The sequence below is a fragment of the Citrobacter sp. LUTT5 genome, from assembly GCF_009905315.1.
In the GTDB taxonomy this organism is placed as follows: Bacteria; Pseudomonadota; Gammaproteobacteria; order Enterobacterales; family Enterobacteriaceae; genus Citrobacter; species Citrobacter freundii.
This window is the reverse complement of sequence record NZ_CP047606.1, coordinates 3,818,987-3,839,628: the sequence shown is the minus strand read 5'-3', so window position 1 is coordinate 3,839,628 and position 20,642 is coordinate 3,818,987. Positions and strand designations below refer to the sequence as shown.

General features: G+C 50.7%; 21 protein-coding genes. 9 read left to right on the top strand and 12 right to left on the bottom strand.

The features are described 5' to 3' along the window. Positions 1–450: 450 nt before the first annotated feature. The 3 genes from GUC46_RS18465 to GUC46_RS18455 are packed head-to-tail and all read right to left on the bottom strand — an operon-like array spanning position 451 to position 2,024. The gene (locus GUC46_RS18465; protein ID WP_160180597.1) at positions 451–963 is read right to left on the bottom strand and encodes a phage polarity suppression protein; all 513 of its coding nucleotides are present in this window, start codon (positions 961–963) and stop codon (positions 451–453) included. 15 nt (positions 964–978) lie between these two features. Next, positions 979–1,224: an ogr/Delta-like zinc finger family protein gene (locus GUC46_RS18460; protein ID WP_160180595.1), complete on the bottom strand. Its 246-nt coding sequence runs from the start codon at positions 1,222–1,224 to the stop codon at positions 979–981. Next, a complete protein-coding gene (locus GUC46_RS18455) occupies positions 1,221–2,024 on the bottom strand; it encodes a capsid protein (protein WP_160180593.1) in 804 nt (267 codons plus the stop codon). Before GUC46_RS18455 ends, GUC46_RS18460 begins: the two co-directional genes overlap by 4 nt. A gap of 539 nt (positions 2,025–2,563) precedes the next feature. On the opposite strand from GUC46_RS18455, the gene GUC46_RS18450 reads away from it, so the two are divergent. From GUC46_RS18450 to GUC46_RS18420, 7 genes are all read left to right on the top strand, one after another. Continuing rightward, positions 2,564–2,830 (top strand): AlpA family transcriptional regulator, encoded by a 267-nt coding sequence (locus GUC46_RS18450; RefSeq protein WP_160180590.1) that lies wholly within the window; start codon positions 2,564–2,566, stop codon positions 2,828–2,830. Further along, complete coding sequence (locus GUC46_RS18445) at positions 2,827–3,378, top strand: host cell division inhibitor Icd-like protein (RefSeq protein WP_160180587.1); 552 nt, start codon at positions 2,827–2,829, stop codon at positions 3,376–3,378. Before GUC46_RS18450 ends, GUC46_RS18445 begins: the two co-directional genes overlap by 4 nt. Next, positions 3,375–3,602, top strand: coding sequence for a hypothetical protein (locus tag GUC46_RS18440; RefSeq protein WP_160180585.1), 228 nt, complete (start codon positions 3,375–3,377; stop codon positions 3,600–3,602). Before GUC46_RS18445 ends, GUC46_RS18440 begins: the two co-directional genes overlap by 4 nt. Further along, positions 3,599–3,919 carry a DUF5375 domain-containing protein gene (locus tag GUC46_RS18435; protein ID WP_160180583.1) on the top strand — a complete coding sequence of 107 codons (321 nt, stop codon included), beginning with the start codon at positions 3,599–3,601 and terminating at the stop codon, positions 3,917–3,919. Before GUC46_RS18440 ends, GUC46_RS18435 begins: the two co-directional genes overlap by 4 nt. Positions 3,920–3,933: 14 nt before the next feature. After that, positions 3,934–6,267, top strand: a complete 2,334-nt coding sequence (locus tag GUC46_RS18430; protein ID WP_160180581.1) for a primase-helicase zinc-binding domain-containing protein — start codon at positions 3,934–3,936, stop codon at positions 6,265–6,267. Between the two features lie 287 nt (positions 6,268–6,554). Continuing rightward, positions 6,555–7,289 (top strand): hypothetical protein, encoded by a 735-nt coding sequence (locus tag GUC46_RS18425; RefSeq protein WP_160180579.1) that lies wholly within the window; start codon positions 6,555–6,557, stop codon positions 7,287–7,289. Positions 7,290–7,883: 594 nt separating this feature from the next. Continuing rightward, the gene (locus tag GUC46_RS18420) at positions 7,884–9,362 is read left to right on the top strand and encodes a hypothetical protein (protein ID WP_057101185.1); all 1,479 of its coding nucleotides are present in this window, start codon (positions 7,884–7,886) and stop codon (positions 9,360–9,362) included. A gap of 164 nt (positions 9,363–9,526) precedes the next feature. On the opposite strand, the gene GUC46_RS18415 is transcribed toward GUC46_RS18420, so the two are convergent. From GUC46_RS18415 to GUC46_RS18400, 4 genes are all read right to left on the bottom strand, one after another. Further along, positions 9,527–10,708 (bottom strand): MalY/PatB family protein, encoded by a 1,182-nt coding sequence (locus GUC46_RS18415; protein ID WP_057101186.1) that lies wholly within the window; start codon positions 10,706–10,708, stop codon positions 9,527–9,529. A 12-nt stretch (positions 10,709–10,720) separates the two neighbouring features. Then, positions 10,721–12,172 (bottom strand): Na+/H+ antiporter NhaC, encoded by a 1,452-nt coding sequence (nhaC, locus tag GUC46_RS18410; protein WP_057101187.1) that lies wholly within the window; start codon positions 12,170–12,172, stop codon positions 10,721–10,723. 152 nt (positions 12,173–12,324) lie between these two features. Beyond that, on the bottom strand, positions 12,325–13,329 hold the full coding sequence (locus GUC46_RS18405; RefSeq protein ID WP_130714953.1) for a LacI family DNA-binding transcriptional regulator: 1,005 nt from the start codon (positions 13,327–13,329) through the stop codon (positions 12,325–12,327). 167 nt (positions 13,330–13,496) lie between these two features. Then, the gene (locus tag GUC46_RS18400) at positions 13,497–13,946 is read right to left on the bottom strand and encodes a GNAT family N-acetyltransferase (protein ID WP_003838738.1); all 450 of its coding nucleotides are present in this window, start codon (positions 13,944–13,946) and stop codon (positions 13,497–13,499) included. A 123-nt stretch (positions 13,947–14,069) separates the two neighbouring features. On the opposite strand from GUC46_RS18400, the gene GUC46_RS18395 reads away from it, so the two are divergent. Then, positions 14,070–15,539, top strand: a complete 1,470-nt coding sequence (locus GUC46_RS18395) for a PLP-dependent aminotransferase family protein (RefSeq protein ID WP_160180578.1) — start codon at positions 14,070–14,072, stop codon at positions 15,537–15,539. 192 nt (positions 15,540–15,731) lie between these two features. After that, positions 15,732–16,445, top strand: coding sequence for a GNAT family N-acetyltransferase (locus GUC46_RS18390; protein WP_044699247.1), 714 nt, complete (start codon positions 15,732–15,734; stop codon positions 16,443–16,445). Positions 16,446–16,497: 52 nt separating this feature from the next. On the opposite strand, the gene cbdX is transcribed toward GUC46_RS18390, so the two are convergent. The 5 genes from cbdX to hyaE all read right to left on the bottom strand — a co-directional run bounded on the left by cbdX (position 16,498) and on the right by hyaE (position 20,640). Further along, on the bottom strand, positions 16,498–16,587 hold the full coding sequence (gene cbdX / locus GUC46_RS18385; protein ID WP_003838732.1) for a cytochrome bd-II oxidase subunit CbdX: 90 nt from the start codon (positions 16,585–16,587) through the stop codon (positions 16,498–16,500). A 13-nt stretch (positions 16,588–16,600) separates the two neighbouring features. Further along, on the bottom strand, positions 16,601–17,737 hold the full coding sequence (gene appB, locus GUC46_RS18380) for a cytochrome d ubiquinol oxidase subunit II (RefSeq protein WP_061549904.1): 1,137 nt from the start codon (positions 17,735–17,737) through the stop codon (positions 16,601–16,603). A gap of 11 nt (positions 17,738–17,748) precedes the next feature. After that, a complete protein-coding gene (gene appC / locus GUC46_RS18375) occupies positions 17,749–19,293 on the bottom strand; it encodes a cytochrome bd-II oxidase subunit 1 (protein ID WP_061549903.1) in 1,545 nt (514 codons plus the stop codon). Between the two features lie 88 nt (positions 19,294–19,381). After that, on the bottom strand, positions 19,382–20,239 hold the full coding sequence (locus GUC46_RS18370) for a hydrogenase expression/formation protein (RefSeq protein ID WP_160180577.1): 858 nt from the start codon (positions 20,237–20,239) through the stop codon (positions 19,382–19,384). Further along, the gene (hyaE, locus tag GUC46_RS18365) at positions 20,236–20,640 is read right to left on the bottom strand and encodes a hydrogenase-1 operon protein HyaE (protein WP_003847722.1); all 405 of its coding nucleotides are present in this window, start codon (positions 20,638–20,640) and stop codon (positions 20,236–20,238) included. The genes GUC46_RS18370 and hyaE overlap by 4 nt, the downstream gene beginning before the upstream one ends. Positions 20,641–20,642: the final 2 nt, after the last annotated feature.

Sequence of the window (20,642 nt, the reverse complement as noted above, 5' to 3'; positions counted from 1 at the left end):
ACCCAATAAGTAAAACTCATACACACCTCACATATGCCTACTTTTACCCATTTGCTAATTTATGAATCTGATGCCACACGGTTTCACTGAAAGGTTCATATTTATTGTTTGATATTGAGTATATCTGCTCCGATGCTAAGTGGTTTTATCGAAACCCGGGAAAACTCTACGTTGAGTTGTGACCTATCCTGCAGATGGGAGTTAGTTTCAAAAAATGCTGAAAATATATCATTACACTTTGGCGCGCAATGCTCTCCCCGCCACGCCTGCCCGCTTCAGGGGGCGGTTTTAATGCAGGTGCATCAAGGGGCTCAGGCCGCGCCAGCACTGGTGCGGCGGGGTGTGAAAAAATTAGGGGAATAAATGCAAAACCATGCAGCGTATACATGCATGGTTATTTTTATTAAATAAATGGGTATTTTCGGGGCGTTTCAGGCGGATTTTTGTGGCTCAGTGTCTGGCCTGATTATCTGTCCGGGATGGCCTGTCAGGCCGGAACCCGATGGCCGTCAGAATATCCCGGTCGTCCTCCGCATAATGCACCTCAACCCCGCTGGCCAGATGAACGGATAAGGCTTCGCGGATGCTGGCGGCAGCGCGGTCGAGGGCGCATTCCCTGATTCTCTCCGGCAGTTCACTGAGGTGCATCACCTCGGGTGCCAGGGCAACGGCCAGCGCCGTGCCGTTCTCCTGCATAAAGGCGTGGAGCTGGCGACGGATGCTGATTCGCTGCACGGCCTCATGGTCGCGGATGTAACACCCGGCAGACTGGCTGACCTCCCGTTTTTTCAGGTCGGCGGCATCGCGCAGCGCCTGTATTTCTTCCGGCTCCAGGGGGCGAACGGTGAGCTCCCGCTCCCGGAGTGCCATCTCTGCCTGTACCAGCCCGGCTTTGGCGTTCAGCCAGGCAGTTTTACTTTTCTGGCAGACCTCAAAGGCCTGCTCCAGTGGTGTACGGTTCATACCTGTTCTCCTGAATCAGTGGCGCAGTGACGAGCGGGCGCAGTCCAGCACACGACGGGGTGGCACTGTGGCCACCGGAGCAGGCTCGGGCGGTGCGGTCTCTGCCGGAGGGCGTATCACCTCGTCAATGGATTCAATGGTGCGGAACGTGGCCGAGCAGAACACGTTGACACACTGGAGATAGCTCTGTTTCACGTTATCCGACAGGTAACGACTGGTGCGCACATGGGCGGCCTTTTTGCAGTACGGGCAGCGCATCATGGCTTCACCCCCTGTACTGTTCTTTTCTGTGCCAGCTCTTTGGCTACGGCCATACGGCGAGCCGGGCTTTTGTAGAGTGTCATATCGACGCCGGTGAGCGCCGGGCGGTGGAGACCAAGCTGAGAGATAACCGGCTCCTGTGCCATATCGAAGGTGTAATAGCGGCTCTGCGTCAGCACATGCTCGCCCAGCGCCTCAAAAAGAACCCTGTGCGGATGCTCTTCTCCTTTCATCTCCAGCTCACGCATACGCAGGGCGAAAGCACGTACCAGCGCGGGGCTGATATCGTTCATTGCTGCCGCCCATTCATTCTGTGCACAGACGGAGAAAGCACTGAGGTGCGCACTGACATAAGCCTGCCCGGATGAACAGGCGGACAGCATCGCGAAGGATTTATCGTCCTCCAGTTCGGCAATCAGGCCGGTAAACTCGTCAGCCAGTTCACGGCTGGCTGTGCGCTGGCTGTGCTCGGCTTTCATTTCCGGGGTCATCACTCCACGCAGCGAACGGAAACGGGCGCGCCAGCTCTGCTCTGCCTCGGCACTTTCCTCCTGGGCGGTCTGGCGCTCTTTCTCACTGCGGGTAATGGCCGCGTCGATATCGTTCAGCTTCAGCATATTCTCCGTGTGGGCGGATTTTGCCTGGCTGAATGCTGTCAGGGCGTTATTCATTGTGGCGGCGGCTTTCTGGCTGGCCGTCTCGTTCATGCTGTTCAGTGCGCCATCGATAACCGCGCGGGTGGTCGCATCCTGGGTACTGCCAAGGGTTTTCATTACTGCGGTAAGCATGTCAGCTTTCATCGTCGGGCTCTCTCTGTGTTTTCAACCTGACGCCATTCTGCCGCTCACCAGACAACAATTCGATGCATTGCGGTTGTGGCACCGGTGGCACAAACAGACCTTAAAAATCAGGCTGGCCAGAGAAAGGTCTCAGGAACCCCCTGTTTCTGTTTGTTTTTTTATATATAACTGTTCACTACTGTTCACCATAAAGAAAAAGATAAGTAATACAGTAAGTTAAAGGGTGAACAGTTGAGGGTCTGACTGTTCACCGTCTGTTCACCACTGTTCACCGGCAAATTTTATTATTATCAGCACAATTAGACTTTTTGATTATTAATATCACTTTATTAATAAATAAAAAGAATAGGTTTGATTGCATTGAATTGCAGGGAATTGCAAACATTTGCCACTGTTTGCCATTTGCATTATCGGTGAAAAGTCAATGTTTGTTTTCGCGAAAATCTAACATGACCTGAGGAAAAATATATACATAATAAGGAGCTACCTGAAGCCGGACGGACACGCCCGGCGCTGTATGGACTTTATGAGGTAGCCTGATGCACACCGCTTTTTCTTCCCCGTCTTCTGCCCCTGCCGAACCGCTCATGCCGGTTTCTGATATCACTCAGGAGCGTTTTTTACGCCTGCCCGAAGTGCTTCACCTGTGCGGCTTGTCCCGCTCAACTGTTTACGACCTCATCAGCCAGAACGCTTTTCCCCGGCAGATTTCCCTCGGTGGGAAAAATGTGGCCTGGGCACACTCCGAAATCACCGCCTGGATGGCCGACCGTATCGCCGCCCGTAACCGGGGATGTGACGCATGAGGATCCCCGTTCTGCAAAAAGTCCCTTTTTCTGGCTTGCGTCTGTTGTGTGTTTCCTGGTACAGTTTTCCCGCTGTCGCAAAATCGACAGCCGGGCGTAGGAACCCGTGTTTAACTATGGCGACACCAGACGCGCCTTGCGTCTTTTTTTGTGTCTGTGCCTTGATGCACCCATTCAATACACAGTGGCCTTTTCGCCATTGTGGGTATCTCGTAATGGTGGCTCAGGCGGGGCAGCTTTCGGGCTGGCCGGTTCTCATAGTTACCGGTATTCCTACCCCCGTCTGGGCTACCACCCATGAGTGTAGGAACTCCGGTGGTAGCTGTAACCAGCTAACTATGGAGGCAGCCGTTATGGCTACAACCCTCACCCTGCCACACCCGCAATTCGTCTTTGTTTTCGCTGCCGTTCGCCGCGCTGACCGTAAACGCCGTATCTGTATGCTCAGCACCGTCACCGGGGATGAGCGTGCCGCCCGTCTTTCCCTCGTTCGCGACTACATCCTCACGTTTGCCGGTCGTCTGCCGGTGACGGAGGTGTGCGCATGAAACACACCACACTCACCCTGAAAGATCTCGAATGCCTGGAGCACCTGCGTAACGTCGGCCAGCTCGTCACGGAGATGGCGCAGGAGCAGGAATGCACCATGCTGAAACATGCCCCGGAACAGCGCTTACAGCTCACCTCCGTGATTTACCTCATGACCGCCCAGCTCGACGGCGTGGTCGAGCGCTGCAATCAGCGCTGGCTCACCGGGGAGGCAAGCGCATGAAAAAGACCTTAACCCCCGTCCTTCGTGCCGCTCTCTATCGCCGCGCCCTGGCCTGTGCCTGGCTGACGGTGTGCGAGCGCCAGCAGCGTTATCCGCACCTCACTCTTGAAGCGCTGGAGAGCGCCATTGCCGCCGAGCTGGAGGGGTTCTACCTGCGCCAGCATGGCGAGGAGAAAGGCCGCCTGATTGCCTGCGCCCTGCTGGAAGATTTGATGGAAGCCGGCGCCCTGAAAGCTGTCCCGGCGCTGTCCTTCCTCGGGCTGGCCGTGATGGATGAACTTTGCGCCCGGTATATCACGCCGCCGGTACTGCACTGAGGGAGAGAACAGGAATGAAAATGAACGTAACGGAAACCGTGAAACAGGCCTGCGGCCACTGGCCGCACATTCTCCCGGCGTTGGGGGTGACGGTCATTAAAAACCGCCATCAGGCCTGCCCGGTATGCGGCGGGGCTGACCGCTTCCGCTTTGACGATAAAGAAGGGCGCGGGACGTGGTTCTGCAACCAGTGTGGCGCGGGTGACGGGCTGAAACTGGTTGAGAAGGTCTTAGGTCTGAGCGCCGGAGAGGCCGCGAAACAGGTCAACGCCGTGACCGGCAGCCTGTCGCCGGTTGCCCCGGCGGTCATTGCCGCAGCGGAGGCCGAAACCGATGCCAGCCGCAAAGCGGCGGCGGAGCTGGCCGCGAAACTGACGGAGAAAACCCGCCCGGCCACCGGGAACGCCTACCTGACCCGCAAGGGCTTCTCCGACCGGGAATGTCTGACGCTGACAACCAGCCACAAGACCGGTGGCGTGAGCTACCGCGCCGGGGATATGGTGGTGCCGCTGCATGATGAAAGCGGGGCGCTCGTAAACCTCCAGTTGATTAACGCTGAGGGGCTTAAACGCACCCTGAAAGGCGGCCAGGTGAAAGGGGCATGGCATACCCTCGAAGGGCAGAAACAGGCCGGAAAACGGCTGTGGATTGCCGAGGGCTATGCCACGGCGCTGACCGTGCATCACCTGACCGGGGAAACCGTCTGGGTGGCGCTGTCCTCCGTGAACCTCCTTTCTCTGGCGAGCCTCGCCCGGCAGAAATACCCGGCCTGCCAGATTGTGCTGGCCGCTGACCGCGACCTCAGTGGCGACGGCCAGACCAAAGCCACTGCCGCCGCGACAGCCTGCGAGGGACTTATCGCGTTGCCGCCGGTCTTCGGTGACTGGAATGACGCCCATACGCAGCAGGGGGAAGCGGTAACCCGTCAGGCGCTGAGGGATGCCCTGAAACCGCCGGTCGCCAGCCCGTTCGACACCATGAGCGAAGCCGAATATACGGCCATGAGCACCAGTGAAAAGGCGATGCGGGTGCATGAGCATTACGGCGAAGCGCTGGCGGTTGACCCGAACGGCCAACTGCTGTCCCGCTATGAGGCCGGTGCCTGGAAGGTTATCTCCCCGGCTGACTTCTCCCGCGACGTGGCCGCGCTCTTTCAGCGCCTGCGCGCCCCGTTCTCGTCCGGGAAAATTGCCTCCGTGGTGGAAACCCTGAAACTGATTATTCCCCGGCAGGATGCCCCGGCGCGGCGTCTGATAGGCTTCCGCAATGGTGTACTCGATACCAGCTCCGGGACGTTCAGCCCGCACAGCAAAGCGCACTGGCTGCGTACCCTGTGTGAGGTGGACTTTACCCCGCCGGTGGAAGGAGAGACGCTGGAGACCCACGCCCCGAACTTCTGGCGCTGGCTTGACCGGGCGGCCAGCAAAAATCCGGCCAAGCGCGATGTGATTCTGGCGGCGCTGTTTATGGTGCTGGCGAACCGCTACGACTGGCAGCTCTTTCTCGAGGTGACGGGGCCGGGCGGCAGCGGGAAAAGTATTCTGGCCGAAATCGCGACCCTGCTCGCCGGGGAAGATAACGCGACGTCTGCGGATATTGATACGCTGGAAGACCCCCGCAAACGTGCCTCCCTCATTGGCTTCTCGCTTATCCGTCTGCCTGACCAGGAGAAATGGAGCGGGGACGGGGCTGGCCTTAAGGCCATTACCGGCGGTGATGCGGTTTCCGTTGACCCGAAATACCAGAACCCGTACTCAACGCATATTCCGGCGGTGATTCTGGCCGTGAACAACAACCCGATGCGTTTCACCGATCGCAGCGGCGGTGTTTCCCGTCGCCGGGTGATTATCCACTTCCCGGAGCAGATTGCCCCGGAGGAGCGCGACCCGCAGCTCAGGGATAAAATTGCGTGCGAGCTGGCCGTTATCGTGCGCAAGCTTATGCAGAAGTTCAGCGACCCGATGGAAGCGCGCGCACTGCTCCAGTCGCAGCAGAACTCCGACGAGGCGCTCAGCATTAAGCGCGATGCTGACCCGACATTTGATTTTTGCGGCTATCTGGAAATGCTTCCGCAGACCAACGGGATGTTTATGGGCAATGCCAGCATCATCCCGCGTAATTACCGTAAATATCTCTATCACGCGTATCTGGCCTATATGGAGGCCAACGGATACAGAAACGTGCTGAGCCTGAAAATGTTCGGGCTGGGGCTGCCCATGATGCTGAAAGAGTACGGCCTGAATTATGAGAAGCGGCATACCAAGCAGGGGATACAAACCAACCTGTCTCTGAAAGAGGAAAGCTACGGCGATTGGCTGCCGAAGTGCGACGACCCCGCAGTAACATAACCTCACTCAGACCGGCAACAGCCGGTCTTTTTCTTTCTGACCATTATCACGGGGTGAACAATCCACTGTTCACCCTTCACCGTATATTCACCCTGTATCACCATGAAATTATTGATAAAAAGCCAGGGGTGAACAGTGTGAACAGTAAAACCTAAAAAAACTTTTTTATCATCCTCGACAGCCTGCTCACTGCCATATAATTCTGTACCGTGTTCACGGTATTCTGTTGAAAGTAATTTTTAAAATATTAAGGGCGGTCAAATCGTTCGCATTCAATGAGGTTAACAATGGCGCAGGATGCTTGGATTGTGCAATTGCAGATGCTATTAGTTCATATACCTGTTAAGGATATTATGATTAATGCAGTCGGAAGTTTTGTTGGTGGTGTAGCACTCATTTGGCTTGCAATGAGTAAGCATGGCGTTCGTTTTTTAAGGGCAAAGTTAGCAAGACCTAATGTTCGTATCGAACGACGTAGAACACCTGAAAATATATTCACAGGTATAGAGCTTGGTGCTCCATCTCGCTGGGTTGAACTGCAATTAGGTGTTCCTAACCGCATAGGCGATAAATGGTGGGGATATAGGTTTTCAGACTCATTGGTTTCTCTGACATTCGACTCAAATGATTCTATCGAAACCATCGCAGTGGCATTGATTGACCATGATACAACTTTCGAATTTCCTTCTTGGCACCTTTGCTGCCCACCGTTGGGAAAATTAACCCTAAAAGATCTTATGGAAGAGGAACACTTAACTTTGGAGTATAGGGAATCCGCAAGGCATCAAGAACTTGTCGTTTCGGGAAGAGAAGGACCGCCAGGTGCATGGAGTTATGTTGCCTTTGGGGCTTTGTCGCCTCATGCCCCTGGGCAGTTGTTACCGAGTGATTTCGAATGGGATAGTGATCGTGAAACTCTTGTGAGCAGCTCACAAGATGTAAAAATCAACTGGGCTGCAGTTACAAGCACCTCATACATCGATGTTTTTCCATGGGATTTAGGTTTAACGCTTCGACCTTGATAGCATCGATTTGGCGTAACAGCTTATGTTGATAAGTGGGGTTGATCATTGTGGAAGTGAGTAGAACTCGTGTCCAGATTTTGGCCTGAAGAGGGTGTGTGAAAAATGAACGCATTCGCCAATGTGTATAGGTGTGTGTATAGGTTTATTCTTCGATGTTGATTTATTCAATAAAATCAATTGATTGATCTTGTTTGTCGACTCCTATTATCGCACCACCTTTTCTCGTAAAATCATCAAGTTACTATTGCAGTGTTTTGCTTTGTTCAGCACTAATGTGCATTTTGCGCGTTGCGGATGTGACAAAATGGAGGCAACTGATGATCAATATATTTGTTTCAATGAGTTGAACAATGCAAAGTGGGAGTTTTGTAAGACGTGCAATCGCAGGTCCTCGCCATTCTGTGAGCGGAGATTTTAGCTCCGAATTACATGAAAACCACAATTTTACTTAGGGATGGGGTGATTTTGCATGAATAAGAACATTTACCTAGAAAAAACAAGCGACTAACATAACTTATTGGCAGAAATCCTTGTCATCTTGCGCTGTATTTTTTAATCTATCTTCAATATCTACCAGAAGATAGGCCCCTCATGAAATTCCAGGACATTGCTACTTTTTCCGGAAATATTCTCACCTTTTTGGGATTGCCAGCACTGATTTTTTTTAATTTTTCCTCTTTTTTGTTTTTTCTGAATGAATGGAAGATTCCTTTCATATGTGGTTCTGTTGTCATTCTAATAACTACATTAATTTATCATCGAAAAAAAAGACGTTATCCCAACAAGTCGAGTTGTTTCTCATTGCTTGTGTTGTTTTTTGCAATGGGTTGTGCGATTTTCTACCAACCATACCCTGAATTTGCACAGATAAGCATTTCTGGCTTCTATAATGAAAAAGATGGGGGGTGGAACAGTAGTAATACAGATGAAAATGCTTATGACATCACTAACCAGATGGAGGAGACGTGGAAAAGGGCCACATCTAAAGAGAATCCTTCATTCCAATTTGTGCCCCCGTTTGCGGTTGAGAACTGGCAATTTCCGACATTGTTTTTGACTCATCGTTCTAAACAGCAAATAATTAATTTGGCTGAAGCGAATTCTCGCTCAGTCGTAACGTTGGTAGGGTTTACACGTGATAATAAAATAGAGAAAATCCACTATAGTTTGAACGGGAAGTTGTTATCACCCAATGCGCATAGCATTAATTTAGAGAGTAGATGGTTTAATCAGATTTTTGATAAAATTATTTCGCAATCACAGTTAACTGATGCTCAAAAGCGAGAGATAATAGCTAAGATCCTCTTCATTGATATAAATGCCCGTACACTAAGTGCCCGAAAAGATGAAATGGACGCTATTGGTATGGCTAACCTGGTCGTTAAGATAAGAAGTGAGGTCATTGATTTAAAAGGAAGATATCCTTTTATAGACGATGAGCTCAACTTTTTGATGGCTGGTCTGACAGCTTCTTTCGTAGATGTTTATAGTGCAGAACTATCTGATGACGTCGCTGCTGGGTTTTTAGTGCAGGCACTCAGCTTTCATCCGTATTATCCTTATCCAGATAAGGAGAGTTTTCAACGCGCTTATGTCAAAAATAGTTATGATAAATGGAAACTAACTAATGACGCTGAAAATGATGTGACTTTATTGAGCCACCTTGCGCAGTTGACATATTTTATCGAAGATACTAAGGAAAAAGAAAAGATCATTGATGAATTTAAAAATCAGGTTTTTCTTCAAAACCAATCGCCTACGATTTTTTATTCAATGCTAGAAATGATCAAAACCAGTAATTCACTGCTTGATATACCAGTTAAACAAATTCATGAAATTAAAGAAATAGAAGATTATACGGATAATTTTCTTTATCAACATCCAGGCATGGATGATGAATTCATTGAGTTAAAAAGCGCATTGTTATACGGTGTATGCCATACCTGGTATGTTAATCATAATCGAAAAAAAGATGCTTCAAGGTTATTGGGGAAATTCACAAATATTGTGGATAATAATCCTAATGTGTTGCATTTTTTAATGAAAATGAAACAAGAAGATAGTGAATGAAAATAATAGTGCCTGAATCCTCGTTTTAGCTTGTAATGCAAAAACGCGCTTAGACGCCCCTGTATATTGGTGGCTAACAGGTACTATATCACTTGGTTTTTCATTAAAATGGCTGATAATATCGAGCGGCCCTGCGCTAGGGCCGATTCGTTTACTGAGCAGATTTAGCAAGATGTAAATGCAATACGCTTCAACCCCTCTACCGCTTTTTCGAGGTAGGCGCGTGGACATCCCATGTTCAGGCGGATAAAACCTTTTCCAGCAGGACCAAAGCTATTTCCCATTGAAGGCGCAATACCGGCAACATCAAGCATTACCCATTTGAGCTGCTCATCATCCAGTCCAAGCGCTTTGCAATCTATCCACAATAGATAAGTTGCCTGGGAAGGAACAACCCGAGCCCACGGGAGATGTTCATCAATTTGTTGAATAAACCAGCGTCGATTTTCAGCCAGATAGCCAAGTAACTCGTCTAACCATGGTGCACCATGTTGCCATGCTGCCGTACTCGCTTCGACGGATAGCGCATTGAATACATCCAGCCCATGTGCATCCAGACGGCGTAAAAAGTGTTCACGCAATGCCGGTGCCGGTATCAGAAAATTAGCAATACGCAATGTCGACAAACCAAACGTTTTACTGGCTGAAGTGGCTGAAATTACACGCGAATGCCAGCGTTCTCCCAGATGCAGAACTGAAGTAAATTGTTCTCCAGGAAGCAATAAATCTGCCCATATTTCATCAGACAGCAACGTCACATCATAGGTTTCGCACAGCGTAAGTAGCTGTTCCAGCTCTTGTACAGACCAACAACGGCCGGTTGGGTTATGCGGATTACATAAAATCATCAACGGTGGACGTTCATTCCGGAATAACATTTCCAGGTGAGTAAAATCCATTTGATAACCGGTAGCCGGGTCCTCATACAACGGATTTTCCAGCAACTGTCTGCCGTTCAAAGAGATAATTTTAGCGAATGAGCCATAATAAGGCCCCTGAACGACTACACCTTCACCAGGTTGACTCAGCATTTGTACGAGTAGCGATAATCCCGGAACAACACCTTCAATACTGCAGATCCACTCTTGCTTGATTTCCAGCTGATGCCGGGTTGAGAGCCATGAGATTAATGAATCAAAGTAGCTTTGTGGCCGTTCGCTGTAACCAAAAATACCGTGCCCGACGCGGTGAGTTAAAGCCTCCTGAACAGCGGGCGGGCAAGTAAAGTCAAAATCAGACACCCACATTGGCAACAGTTGATGTGTATCCTCGCCGAAATATCGCGCCATAAAGTCCCATTTCAGCGAGGCGGTATCGTGGCGATCGATAATCTTATTAAAATCCATTACATGCTCTCCCTATTCTGTTGCCGTAATATTTTTTTCTGTTTCTGTCACTGATGGCGCCTTCGCAATACCGATTCCCGTGAAACCGTAAATCAAGGCGAAGAAGATTGCGGCATAGCACTGAATCGCCCATGGCAATAAATCCAGTGTGCTCACTCCTAATGTTGTGGCCATATAAACTCCGGCGGCGGTCCATGGCAACAACGGCTCAATGACGGTGCCAGCGTCTTCAATTGTGCGGGACAGATTTTTGGTATCCAGTCCCATGCGGCGGTATGCGTCTTTAAATAATTCAGCTGGAACCAGAAGAGCCAGCTTGCCGTCGCTTGTCGCTCCGGTAACAAGAAGGGTGGTACCAATGGTTGCCGCAATTAACTGACCGACGCTGTGAATGACCGTCAGTAAGCGGTTAATGATAATGTTGAGTGCGCCCGTTAACGTTAAGGCACCGGCAAAAGAAAATGCGCAAAATACCAGAAGAATAGTGCTCATCATTGAGAACATTCCGCCACGGTTCAGCAGGCGCGGAACATCAGCAATAATGCCCTCACTCCCTTGCGGGAACATAGTAATGTTGAACCCATCTATAAAGGCATCCAGCCCCTGCTTGATGCTGAGTCCTTGCATGACAACGCCCAGAATCAGGGCTAATACGCATGCGCTCAGCATTAAAGGAATGACCGGCTTTTTACGAATCGCGCCCCACAACACAATAACCGGCGGCAAAATCAGAATGATATTGAAGTGGTATAGCGACTCCAGAGCGTTGACAATATCTGTAACCCGTTGCGGTGTGGCGACCTCGCCGAGCATATTGCTGTGGCCCGCAATAAGATAAACCACGGCGGCAAGCAGAAAGCTGGGAATAGTGGTCCACAATAAGTGCTGGATATGCTCGAAAAGGGTGGTATCTGCGACAATGGCCGCAAAGTTGGTGGAGTCTGACAGCGGCGATATCTTGTCACCGAAGTAAGCGCCAGAAACAACGGCACCTGCCGCTGCTGCCAATGAGACATCCAGTCCGGCGGCAACCCCCATCAGCGCTACGCCAACCGTTCCGGCGGAACCCCAGGAGGTTCCGGTACACACCGATACGATGCTGGTCAAAAAGAACGCGGCGATGAGAATGTATTCGGGGCTGATGAGTTTAAGTCCCCAGTACACCATGTAAGGGATGGTGCCGCTGAACATCCATGTACCAATCAGGCCGCCAACACAGATAAGAATCATGATAACCGGCATTGCTTTGGCGAGTTTATCCACCACCGAATTAATGATGTCTTCCCAGCAATACCCTTGCCACCAGGCCATGCCCGCGGCGACTGCAGCAGAACAAAGCAATAAAGGTTCAATACGTAGCCCCATGATGCCGTAGCCAATAATTAACAGCAGTAGCATGGCTAAAATAGGGATCACTGCCAGTCCAAATGAGAGTGCTTTTTTCTGATTTTGAGAGGCATTCATTCATGAATCTCCAGTCTGTAAGGTCGCTCAAGAGTAGAGAACACTCTTTTGTCTGACTGTGATCGTTCATTGGCCCTCATGTAAGCGATTACATGAGGGCGCTAAATTTGAAGTTGATCACAACTCAGGGGCTTGACGATTTACGCATGATTTCAGAGAGAGGGGGGAAGAACAGAATCGCGGATCACCAGCTCTGCAGTGAAACTATTCACGCTGGGACGCTGAGTTGCGCCCTTAAAAAGCTGTATCGCCAGCTGCGAAGCGCAGCGAGCCATGCGCTCAACGGGATAATGCATTGTTGTGAGTGCTGGGTAGAGATAGCGGGCCATCACCACATCATCAAATCCAACGATCGAAAGCTGTTGAGGAAGTGTAATTCCCTGCTGATGGAGGATGCGCATAATCCCGGCGGCCATCACATCATTAAATGTCACCGTTGCGGTGAAAGGAATGCCGCAATTAAGCAGCTGATGTGCAGCGCGTTCGCCACCTTCTTCATTAAAGGGTACGCTAATCACCCAATTTTTATCTGGCGTAATACCATATTCAGCCAGCGCCTGGCGATAACCTTCCAGCCGCTCACGGCGATCGATAATCGGTAAGTCACTTGTCACGCAGGCAATACAACGGTGTCCTTGCTCCAGGAGATGTAGCGTGGCTGTTTTAGCTGCTTGACTATTTTCCAGCCACACGCAGCGATTGGCCATCCCGGCAATATAGCGATTTACGACCACCATGGCAGGAAAATGAGCGGCATATCGCAACAGTTCCTTTTCAGACAGTCTACTGGCATGGACCACAATAGCTTCGCAGCCCTGGTTTATCAGGAAATCGAGTCCTGATTTCTCCATTCCTTCATCGTGACCGCCGCTGCATACCATCAGCCGAAACTGCTGCTGGCGTGATACTTCTTCCACGCCTCGTGCAAGCCTGGCAAAAAAGGGATCGGCAAGATTGCCGGTCAATAACCCGAGCATGTCACCGCTGCGTTTCGCTAATGCAATAGCGGCAGCATTGCGATGATAGTTCAGTTCGCGCATGGCTTTTTCAACACGCTCACGCGTCACGGGTTCAACCCATGCGGTTTGATTAATAACACGTGAAACTGTTGCGGTGGACACTCCCGCTGACTCTGCAACATCTTTTATCGTTGCCATGCTGGCTCTTTACCTTTTTAATACTTAAGAATTTGCTTATCGCTGGTTTTTTTCCTTATCTTATTCAGGTTGGGAGGATTTGTCACCGATACATCCTCTGAGTATATCTACTCAGAGGCTTATTTTTAGTATTTAATTATTCAATACTATCCTGAGTATTATTATACTTACATACGATATTCGATCATCCCGCTCTTTTTGGCCACCCAGTCATACAGACGTTGCCCACGGAGATTGGTTTCATGCGTATGCCAGTATAATCTTGACGCGTGATGTTTTTTGGCTTGTTGTTGGACATATTCGATAAGTTGTTTACCGATGTGTTGGCCGCGTACATCTTCGCTAACAAATAAATCTTCGAGATAGCAATAGTTTGATTCTGCCCAGGTTGAGCGGTGAAAGAGATAATGAACCAGCCCCACTATTTTCCCATCATATTTTGCAACAGCACAATAAACAGGTTCGCTCGGGGTAAAGAAACGCTCCCACGTTAATTTTGTTACTTCATCTGAAATTATAGTGCGGTAAAATGTTTGATAGTTTATCCATAAAGGAAGCCAGCTGGCGTAGTCTTTTTGTTCTGCACTTTCAATAGTAACGGCATTCATGTTAATCATATATATCCTGATATTTTATACGAGTAATGTGTTAGTATGATGATACTAAGAATTTTATAAACTCTCGTAAAGAGACACTTTCGATATATTGATAGGATCCACTTTAGTATAAAGGTTAATACAGTGAAGAAAAACAATGCGCCTTTATTTCAAGGATTTGTTTTAGGAAAAGGTGCGGTTAAGGAGCAGGTTTACCAAATCCTCCGCGATCACATCCTCGAAGGGCGATTGCCGCCAGGAACAAAAATGCCGTCAACCAGGGCGTTGTCCGAAATGATGTCAATTTCACGAAACTCAGCGATCGCCGGTTATGACCGGCTATTAGATGAAGGGTATATCCTGACTCGTAAAGGGTCTGGAACGTATGTCTCACATCATATTCCGGATCGGAGTATCAGCAATAGCTATCCAGAGATGGCGTTGGTGGACGTCGTATCGCCTGATGAGCAGGTTCACAGCCGAAATAATCCTGCTCGCGATTTATGGTCAAATGAGTATGAAGGGCGCGGCATGAACCGTCTATTTGCGGTTGGTGTCGGGTGTACGGATCTCTTCCCGCATGGGTTATGGGGAAAGCTACTGCAACGAGTCTGGAGACAATCCCGGCATCAACTGGGAGCCCACACTCATCCTTGCGGGTACCTTCCTTTGAGAAAAGCGGTTTGCCGCTACATTAAAACAACGCGTGGAGTGAACTGTAACGAAGATCAAATAATCATCGTAAATGGTATTCAGCAGGCATTGAACATTACTGCACGAGCATTGCTGTCGGCAGGAAATGAAGTTTGGCTGGACGACCCGGGTTACAAAGGCGCCCGCGGAACCTTCATGTCTGTTGGTGCTATGGTGAGGCCGGTACCGGTAGATAGCGAAGGAATGAACGTCCGCTATGGTATTGATCATTTTCCTGACGCTAAGCTGGCCTATGTCGTCCCGTCGGATCAATATCCATTAAGTGGAACGTTGAGTTTATCCCGGCGTTTTGAGTTGCTGGAATGGGCGAAGTCGAATCAGGCATGGATATTTGAAGATGATTATAATAGTGAGTTCCGTTATGCCGACCGTTCTTTACAAGCTCTGCAAGGATTAGATCAGAATCAACGCGTAATCTATGCCGGAACATTTTCTAAAATGATGTACCCGGAATTCCGTTTAGGTTTTTTAGTTGTTCCGCCGGGTTTACAAGAACAGATTATGGTGACCAAATATTATTCCGATCTCGGCACCAGCTATCTTGAACAAGCAGTGATGGCAAATTTTATTGAGGAGGGGCACTATGCCAGTCATGTGCGTCGAATTCGCAAAGCATGCTATGAAAGAAGAACTGCGTTGGTCAATGCTATTCAATACTATCTTGCTGATAAAATGATTATTCAACCTTCAGACTCTGGCGTTCATATCGTATGTTGGTTGCAAAATGGGATGACTGGGAGTGAAGTTGAAGAGAAAGCCAGATTACTAGGGATGGGAATACTATCACTAAGTCGTTATTACCAGAGCGATGTCTCACGACAGGGGATTTTGATTGGTTTTGCAAATCATCCGGTAGAGGCAATTGTTGATGGGATTCGCCGTCTGGCTCAGGTTATTTAACTTATAATTTATTCAGCTCTTAGCATTAATGCAGAAAATACGTTTCTTTTGCTACGTGTAAAAATGTTGCGCCTGTTTTTTGTACAATTAAATAGTGTGGATCTGTTAAAAACACGCATTGTGGTTCTTTTGGACTGTCCAGTTTGATCATACTCTGCGCTGGTTTAGCCCTGTTTTGTAAGAGGTATGGATATGTCGGGCATCTTTAATCAATTTCATCAACCCGTTGGTATGACTTTGTCTGACTGGAAAGGCGCACCCTTTCCACAGGCTCAGCAAATTACAGGTCGCTATTGTAAGCTTGAACGTATTAACGCCGAACGCCATGCAAAAGAGTTGTATGAAGCGTACAGCGAAGCAAGCGATTGTCGTGACTGGACATATCTGGCGGTCGGGCCTTTTGAGACCTTCGATACCTTCCTGGATTATGTAAAAAAGATGGAAGAACAGACCGATCCGATGCATTTTGCTGTGATCGATTTAACCAGTATGAAACCTGTTGGTACGTTTGCACTGATGCGGATTGATCCCTCAAATGGCGTGATCGAGGTTGGCCATGTTTCCTACTCCGTACGCATGAAACGTTCGCGAATCTCAACAGAAGTCATCTCATTGCTTTTAAAGTACGTTTTTGAGGATCTGGGCTATCGCCGTTTTGAATGGAAATGCGATGCTCTCAATGCTCCTTCCCGTGAGGCGGCGGAGCGCTTTGGCTTCAGTTTTGAAGGCATATTTCGTCAGGCTGTCGTCACGCGGGGGCGTAATCGAGATACCGCATGGTACTCAATCATTGACGGTGAGTACCCGTCACTTCGACCGGCCTACGATATGTGGCTCGATGAGCGTAATTTCGATAATCAGGGACGGCAGATTAGGCGTCTTGGCGAGCTGATGGAAAGGGGATAAAAAAGCTCCCCGAATAAACCGGGGAGCCAGAAAGCGTAGCGCCCGTGTAGAATTATCTCTGCCGCGACTCAAGCCAGACCAGCGCCAGCGTGGAGAGTCCGCACATCAGCAGAATGCCGACAAACCAAAACAGATACCACATCGTACAGTCCTCCCTAATAAAGTTCGTGGTTATGGCGCCGGATCGTTTCTACATTGATGCGCCCGAGCATTTTGTAATAACTCCACACGGTATAAAGCAGAACGATCGGTAGAAAAATCAGCACAATAACCAGCATGATACTGAGTGTCATCTGGCTGGAGGTGCTGTCCCACACCGTCAGGCTGGAGAGCGGATACGCGCTTGAAGGCATCACAAACGGAAACAGGGTGATTCCAGCGGTGAAGATCACGCAGGCCTGGCCCATTGAAGCAAACAAAAATCCCCATACGGCCCGACGCTGTCCGCAGGCATAGATCGCGAGCATCGGGAAAATCATGCCAAGCAGCGGAATAATTAACAGCAGTGGTGACTGATAAAAGTGCGCCATCCACGCGCCCGGCGAGGTAGTTACTGCTTTTAATAACGGGTTGGAAGGACCATTAGGATCCTGGCTTAGCAACACATAGCCATCGATCCCCGTCCATAGCCAGTAACCGGCTAACAGAAAGCAGAGCACGACCAGCATCGCGCTGCGGCGGGTAGCAGACAGCGCACGTTGGTGAAGAATGCCGTCGGTCTTCAACTGGAGCCACACGCCCCCTTGCAGAATAACCAGCATCAGGCTTAATGCGCCGCACAGCAGGGCAAAGGGTGAGAGTAACTGCCAGAAGGTGCCCAGGTATTGCACATGAAGCTGTGGAGTGAAGATAAAAGGCACGCCCAAAAAAAGGTTGCCGAACGCGACGCCGAAGATAACTGGAGGGACCAGACTGCCAATCACCAACCCGGTGTCCCACATGGCGCGCCAGCGTGCATTGGCTATTTTTCCACGATAATCAAAGGCCAACGGGCGAAAGAAAAGGGCGCACAGCACCAGAATCATCGCCACATAAAACCCTGAAAATGCCGCGGCATAGACCCGTGGCCAGGCCGCGAATAATGCACCGCCCGCCAGAATGAGCCACACCTGGTTACCTTCCCAGTGCGCTCCGACGCTATTGATTAGTACCCGACGCTCATCATCGTTACGCGCGATCAGCGGCAACAGGCAGCCAACCCCCATATCAAACCCGTCGGTGACCATAAATGCCACCAGGATGATGCCAATCAGCAGCCACCAGATGAGCCGCAACGTTTCATAATCCAACATGATTATCTCCTTTATCCCTGTTGTTGCGTTGGTTGTTGGTTATGCATTGCATCCGGGCCAAGGCGCGCGTATTTCTGCATCAGGTAGACTTCGGCAATTAAAAACAAGGTGTAAAGCGTGAGAATTAGCCCCATGGAGAAGGCCAGTTGGCCTGCGCTTAACGCGGAGTGGGCGTACCAGGTCGGCAAAATATCCTGAATCGCCCACGGCTGGCGGCCAAACTCCGTCATAAACCAGCCCGCTTCAATGGCAATCCACGGTAGCGGCAAGCTCCACAGCGTCATGTGCAGTACCCAGCGATGCTGGTCGATACGCCAGCGTAAGGTCTGTATCAGCGCAATCGCCATCACCAGCAGCAGAAGTGAACCGCATGCAATCATGATGCGAAAACTCCAGAATACCGGTGCTACTTGCGGGATCGCACCGCGTTGCGCGGCCTGATATTGCTCCGGAGTGACATGGTTCATATCAGGCGCGTAGTTCGCCAGCAGGATGCCGTAACCCAGATCTTTCTCCACAGCGTGAAAAGCGTTCAGTACCTGAGGCGTGCGGTTACCTTTGGCGATTTCCTGCATCAGCAGCCACGCTTCCCGACCTCGTTGCAGGCGGGGGAGAGCATCCTCCATCAGATTTTTCAGCCCCGGAACCGGCGTGTCTAAAGAGTGCGTGGCCAGGATGCCCAGCAGAGCCGGTATCTTCACAGCAAAGGCGTTACGTTCTTGCTCCTGCTGCGGCCAGGCGATGACATGAAAGGGCGCGGGTGCCGGTTCGGTTTGCCATTCGCCTTCCATTGCCGCCAGTTTTACCGGCTGGCGTTGGGCAACCTCATAGGCTGAGCTATCACCCAGTTGTAGAGTGCCGAGGATAGCCAGTGTGCCAAAAATGGAACCCACCGCGAAGGAACGCTGGGCGAACTCGCGATTGCGACCGCGCAGCAGATACCAGGCGCTGATGGACATCACAAACATGGCGCCGGTGACATAACCGGACATCACGGTATGCACAAATTTCACCTGGCTGATGGGGTTAAAGACCAGCTCGCTAAAGCTGCTCATCTCCATACGCAGGGTATCAATATTAAAGTGAGCGCCGGTTGGATATTGCATCCAGCCGTTGGCGTTGAGGATCCACAGGGCCGAGATATTGGAACCAAACGCGACCAGCCAGGTGACCATCAGGTGTTGGTATTTGGTTAAGCGCTGCCAGCCGAAGAAGAACAGACCAACAAACGTGGATTCGAGGAAGAAGGCCAGCAGGGCTTCCATTGCCAGAGGCGCGCCAAAAATATCGCCCACATAGTTAGAATAGAGCGACCAGTTAGTACCGAACTGAAACTCCATGGTCAGGCCGGTTGCCACGCCGAGCGCAAAGTTAATCCCGAATAACTTGCCCCAGAAACGCGTCATGTCGCGGTAGACTGTTTTGCCCGTCACCACATAAATGGTTTCCATGATGGCCAGCATAAAAATTAGCCCCAGCGTCAGGGGAACAAACAGAAAATGGTACAGCGCGGTCAGCGCAAACTGCCAACGCGATAAGTCAATGACGTCCCACATGCGAACTCCATCAGGCATTAGAGAGTGAATAGATAAGGAAGAAAACGCCAGACCCGCAGCATAAAAGCATGCGGGCCGGGAGAGAGGGTCAGGCCGGTGGACCGGATGCCAGCCAGCCGCAGACTTCATCCAGACGCTGGAGCGAGTCGCGAAGATCTTCCGGCGCAGCCTGCACCAGTTCCGGTAATGGACAGATCTCATAACTTTCGAGCAGAAGCCCTTTCAGGGTATCCAGACAGCGCACATGCCAGACATGGCGCAGCGCCGTGGCGTCGATTTGGCTCTCACCGTAGCCGATAGTGCGGATCTGGATGTGTCCTTCGCCACATAACCGAGCAAGAAACAGGCGATCCGCATCGCTAATCGGCAGTTGGGTGAGGTTAATGCTATGGGGTTGCAAGGCCGGATCGCGCACGTGCGCCAGCAGTTCCTGAGCCAGCGTCAGGCCATTCATTAGCCCGTCCACCGGCGGGGGCAACAGGCTGTCGTCCGGCAGTGTATTGAACGTTGCCGCCAGCCACAGTGCACGCGGTGCGCTGCCTGCTTCCAGATGCTCCTCCCACTGCCCGTTGTCATTCTGACAACGCACCCGCCAGATACCGCAGAAAATCGACTCCTGGATCTCGCTCGCTCTACCGTCAGCATGCTGGATGCGTATTGAAACTTCGCCTTCGCCGAGCAGCGTATTCAAAAACGTGAGATCGTCTGCGTTGAGCGCGGATAAATCCCATCCCAGCACGTCTTGTTTGGCGGGAGTGCGCCTCCTGAGCTGGTGGCGCACATCGGCTAACAATGCCATCACCGCCGGACTGTGCGGACAGTTTTCCAGCGACGCCATGCTCGGGTTGCTGTTGACCTGGCAGGTGAGGGGCAAAGGATTCATGTTGAAGCTGTCATCGTTCGGTTGCGTTCCCGGCCCCAGCAGATGAAAAAAAGTGTCGCTCATCGTTCAGACTCCGGCGGCGTGCGTGGTTCAACTAAGGGGCGCATCAGGTTGAGCAGATCGGCCCACGGGTGGATGCCGCTGAGAATGCCGCGCAGCTCACCTTGGGTAAATACCAGGGTAGCCGGGAAGCGGAATACGCCAAAACGATCGCCAATCGCCTCGCTATGCTCGAGATCCGCCATGGCGATGTGCCAGTCAAACTGGGGAAACTCGCGGAGCAACTCGGCAATCATCACTGGATTATCGCTGACTTCCGGTGTACGGCGGGGATCGCTACTGAGTAACACCACACCGTCGCGAACGTGGGTTATCCAGTCATCCAGTTCGGGCGCGGTTAGCGGCTGCCAGCCCCTGGCCAGCATACGTTGCCATAGAGCAGGAAAAGGATTGTCATTCAACATGT

Coding starts and splice junctions, on each gene's coding strand:
- GUC46_RS18465 (WP_160180597.1), bottom strand. CDS start 963: ATGAACCGTACACCACTGGAGCAGGCCTTTGAGGTCTGCCAGAAAAGT.
- GUC46_RS18460 (WP_160180595.1), bottom strand. CDS start 1,224: ATGATGCGCTGCCCGTACTGCAAAAAGGCCGCCCATGTGCGCACCAGT.
- GUC46_RS18455 (WP_160180593.1), bottom strand. CDS start 2,024: ATGAAAGCTGACATGCTTACCGCAGTAATGAAAACCCTTGGCAGTACC.
- GUC46_RS18450 (WP_160180590.1), top strand. CDS start 2,564: ATGCACACCGCTTTTTCTTCCCCGTCTTCTGCCCCTGCCGAACCGCTC.
- GUC46_RS18445 (WP_160180587.1), top strand. CDS start 2,827: ATGAGGATCCCCGTTCTGCAAAAAGTCCCTTTTTCTGGCTTGCGTCTG.
- GUC46_RS18440 (WP_160180585.1), top strand. CDS start 3,375: ATGAAACACACCACACTCACCCTGAAAGATCTCGAATGCCTGGAGCAC.
- GUC46_RS18435 (WP_160180583.1), top strand. CDS start 3,599: ATGAAAAAGACCTTAACCCCCGTCCTTCGTGCCGCTCTCTATCGCCGC.
- GUC46_RS18430 (WP_160180581.1), top strand. CDS start 3,934: ATGAAAATGAACGTAACGGAAACCGTGAAACAGGCCTGCGGCCACTGG.
- GUC46_RS18425 (WP_160180579.1), top strand. CDS start 6,555: ATGGCGCAGGATGCTTGGATTGTGCAATTGCAGATGCTATTAGTTCAT.
- GUC46_RS18420 (WP_057101185.1), top strand. CDS start 7,884: ATGAAATTCCAGGACATTGCTACTTTTTCCGGAAATATTCTCACCTTT.
- GUC46_RS18415 (WP_057101186.1), bottom strand. CDS start 10,708: ATGGATTTTAATAAGATTATCGATCGCCACGATACCGCCTCGCTGAAA.
- nhaC (WP_057101187.1), bottom strand. CDS start 12,172: ATGAATGCCTCTCAAAATCAGAAAAAAGCACTCTCATTTGGACTGGCA.
- GUC46_RS18405 (WP_130714953.1), bottom strand. CDS start 13,329: ATGGCAACGATAAAAGATGTTGCAGAGTCAGCGGGAGTGTCCACCGCA.
- GUC46_RS18400 (WP_003838738.1), bottom strand. CDS start 13,946: ATGATTAACATGAATGCCGTTACTATTGAAAGTGCAGAACAAAAAGAC.
- GUC46_RS18390 (WP_044699247.1), top strand. CDS start 15,732: ATGTCGGGCATCTTTAATCAATTTCATCAACCCGTTGGTATGACTTTG.
- cbdX (WP_003838732.1), bottom strand. CDS start 16,587: ATGTGGTATCTGTTTTGGTTTGTCGGCATTCTGCTGATGTGCGGACTC.
- appB (WP_061549904.1), bottom strand. CDS start 17,737: ATGTTGGATTATGAAACGTTGCGGCTCATCTGGTGGCTGCTGATTGGC.
- appC (WP_061549903.1), bottom strand. CDS start 19,293: ATGTGGGACGTCATTGACTTATCGCGTTGGCAGTTTGCGCTGACCGCG.
- GUC46_RS18370 (WP_160180577.1), bottom strand. CDS start 20,239: ATGAGCGACACTTTTTTTCATCTGCTGGGGCCGGGAACGCAACCGAAC.
- hyaE (WP_003847722.1), bottom strand. CDS start 20,640: ATGTTGAATGACAATCCTTTTCCTGCTCTATGGCAACGTATGCTGGCC.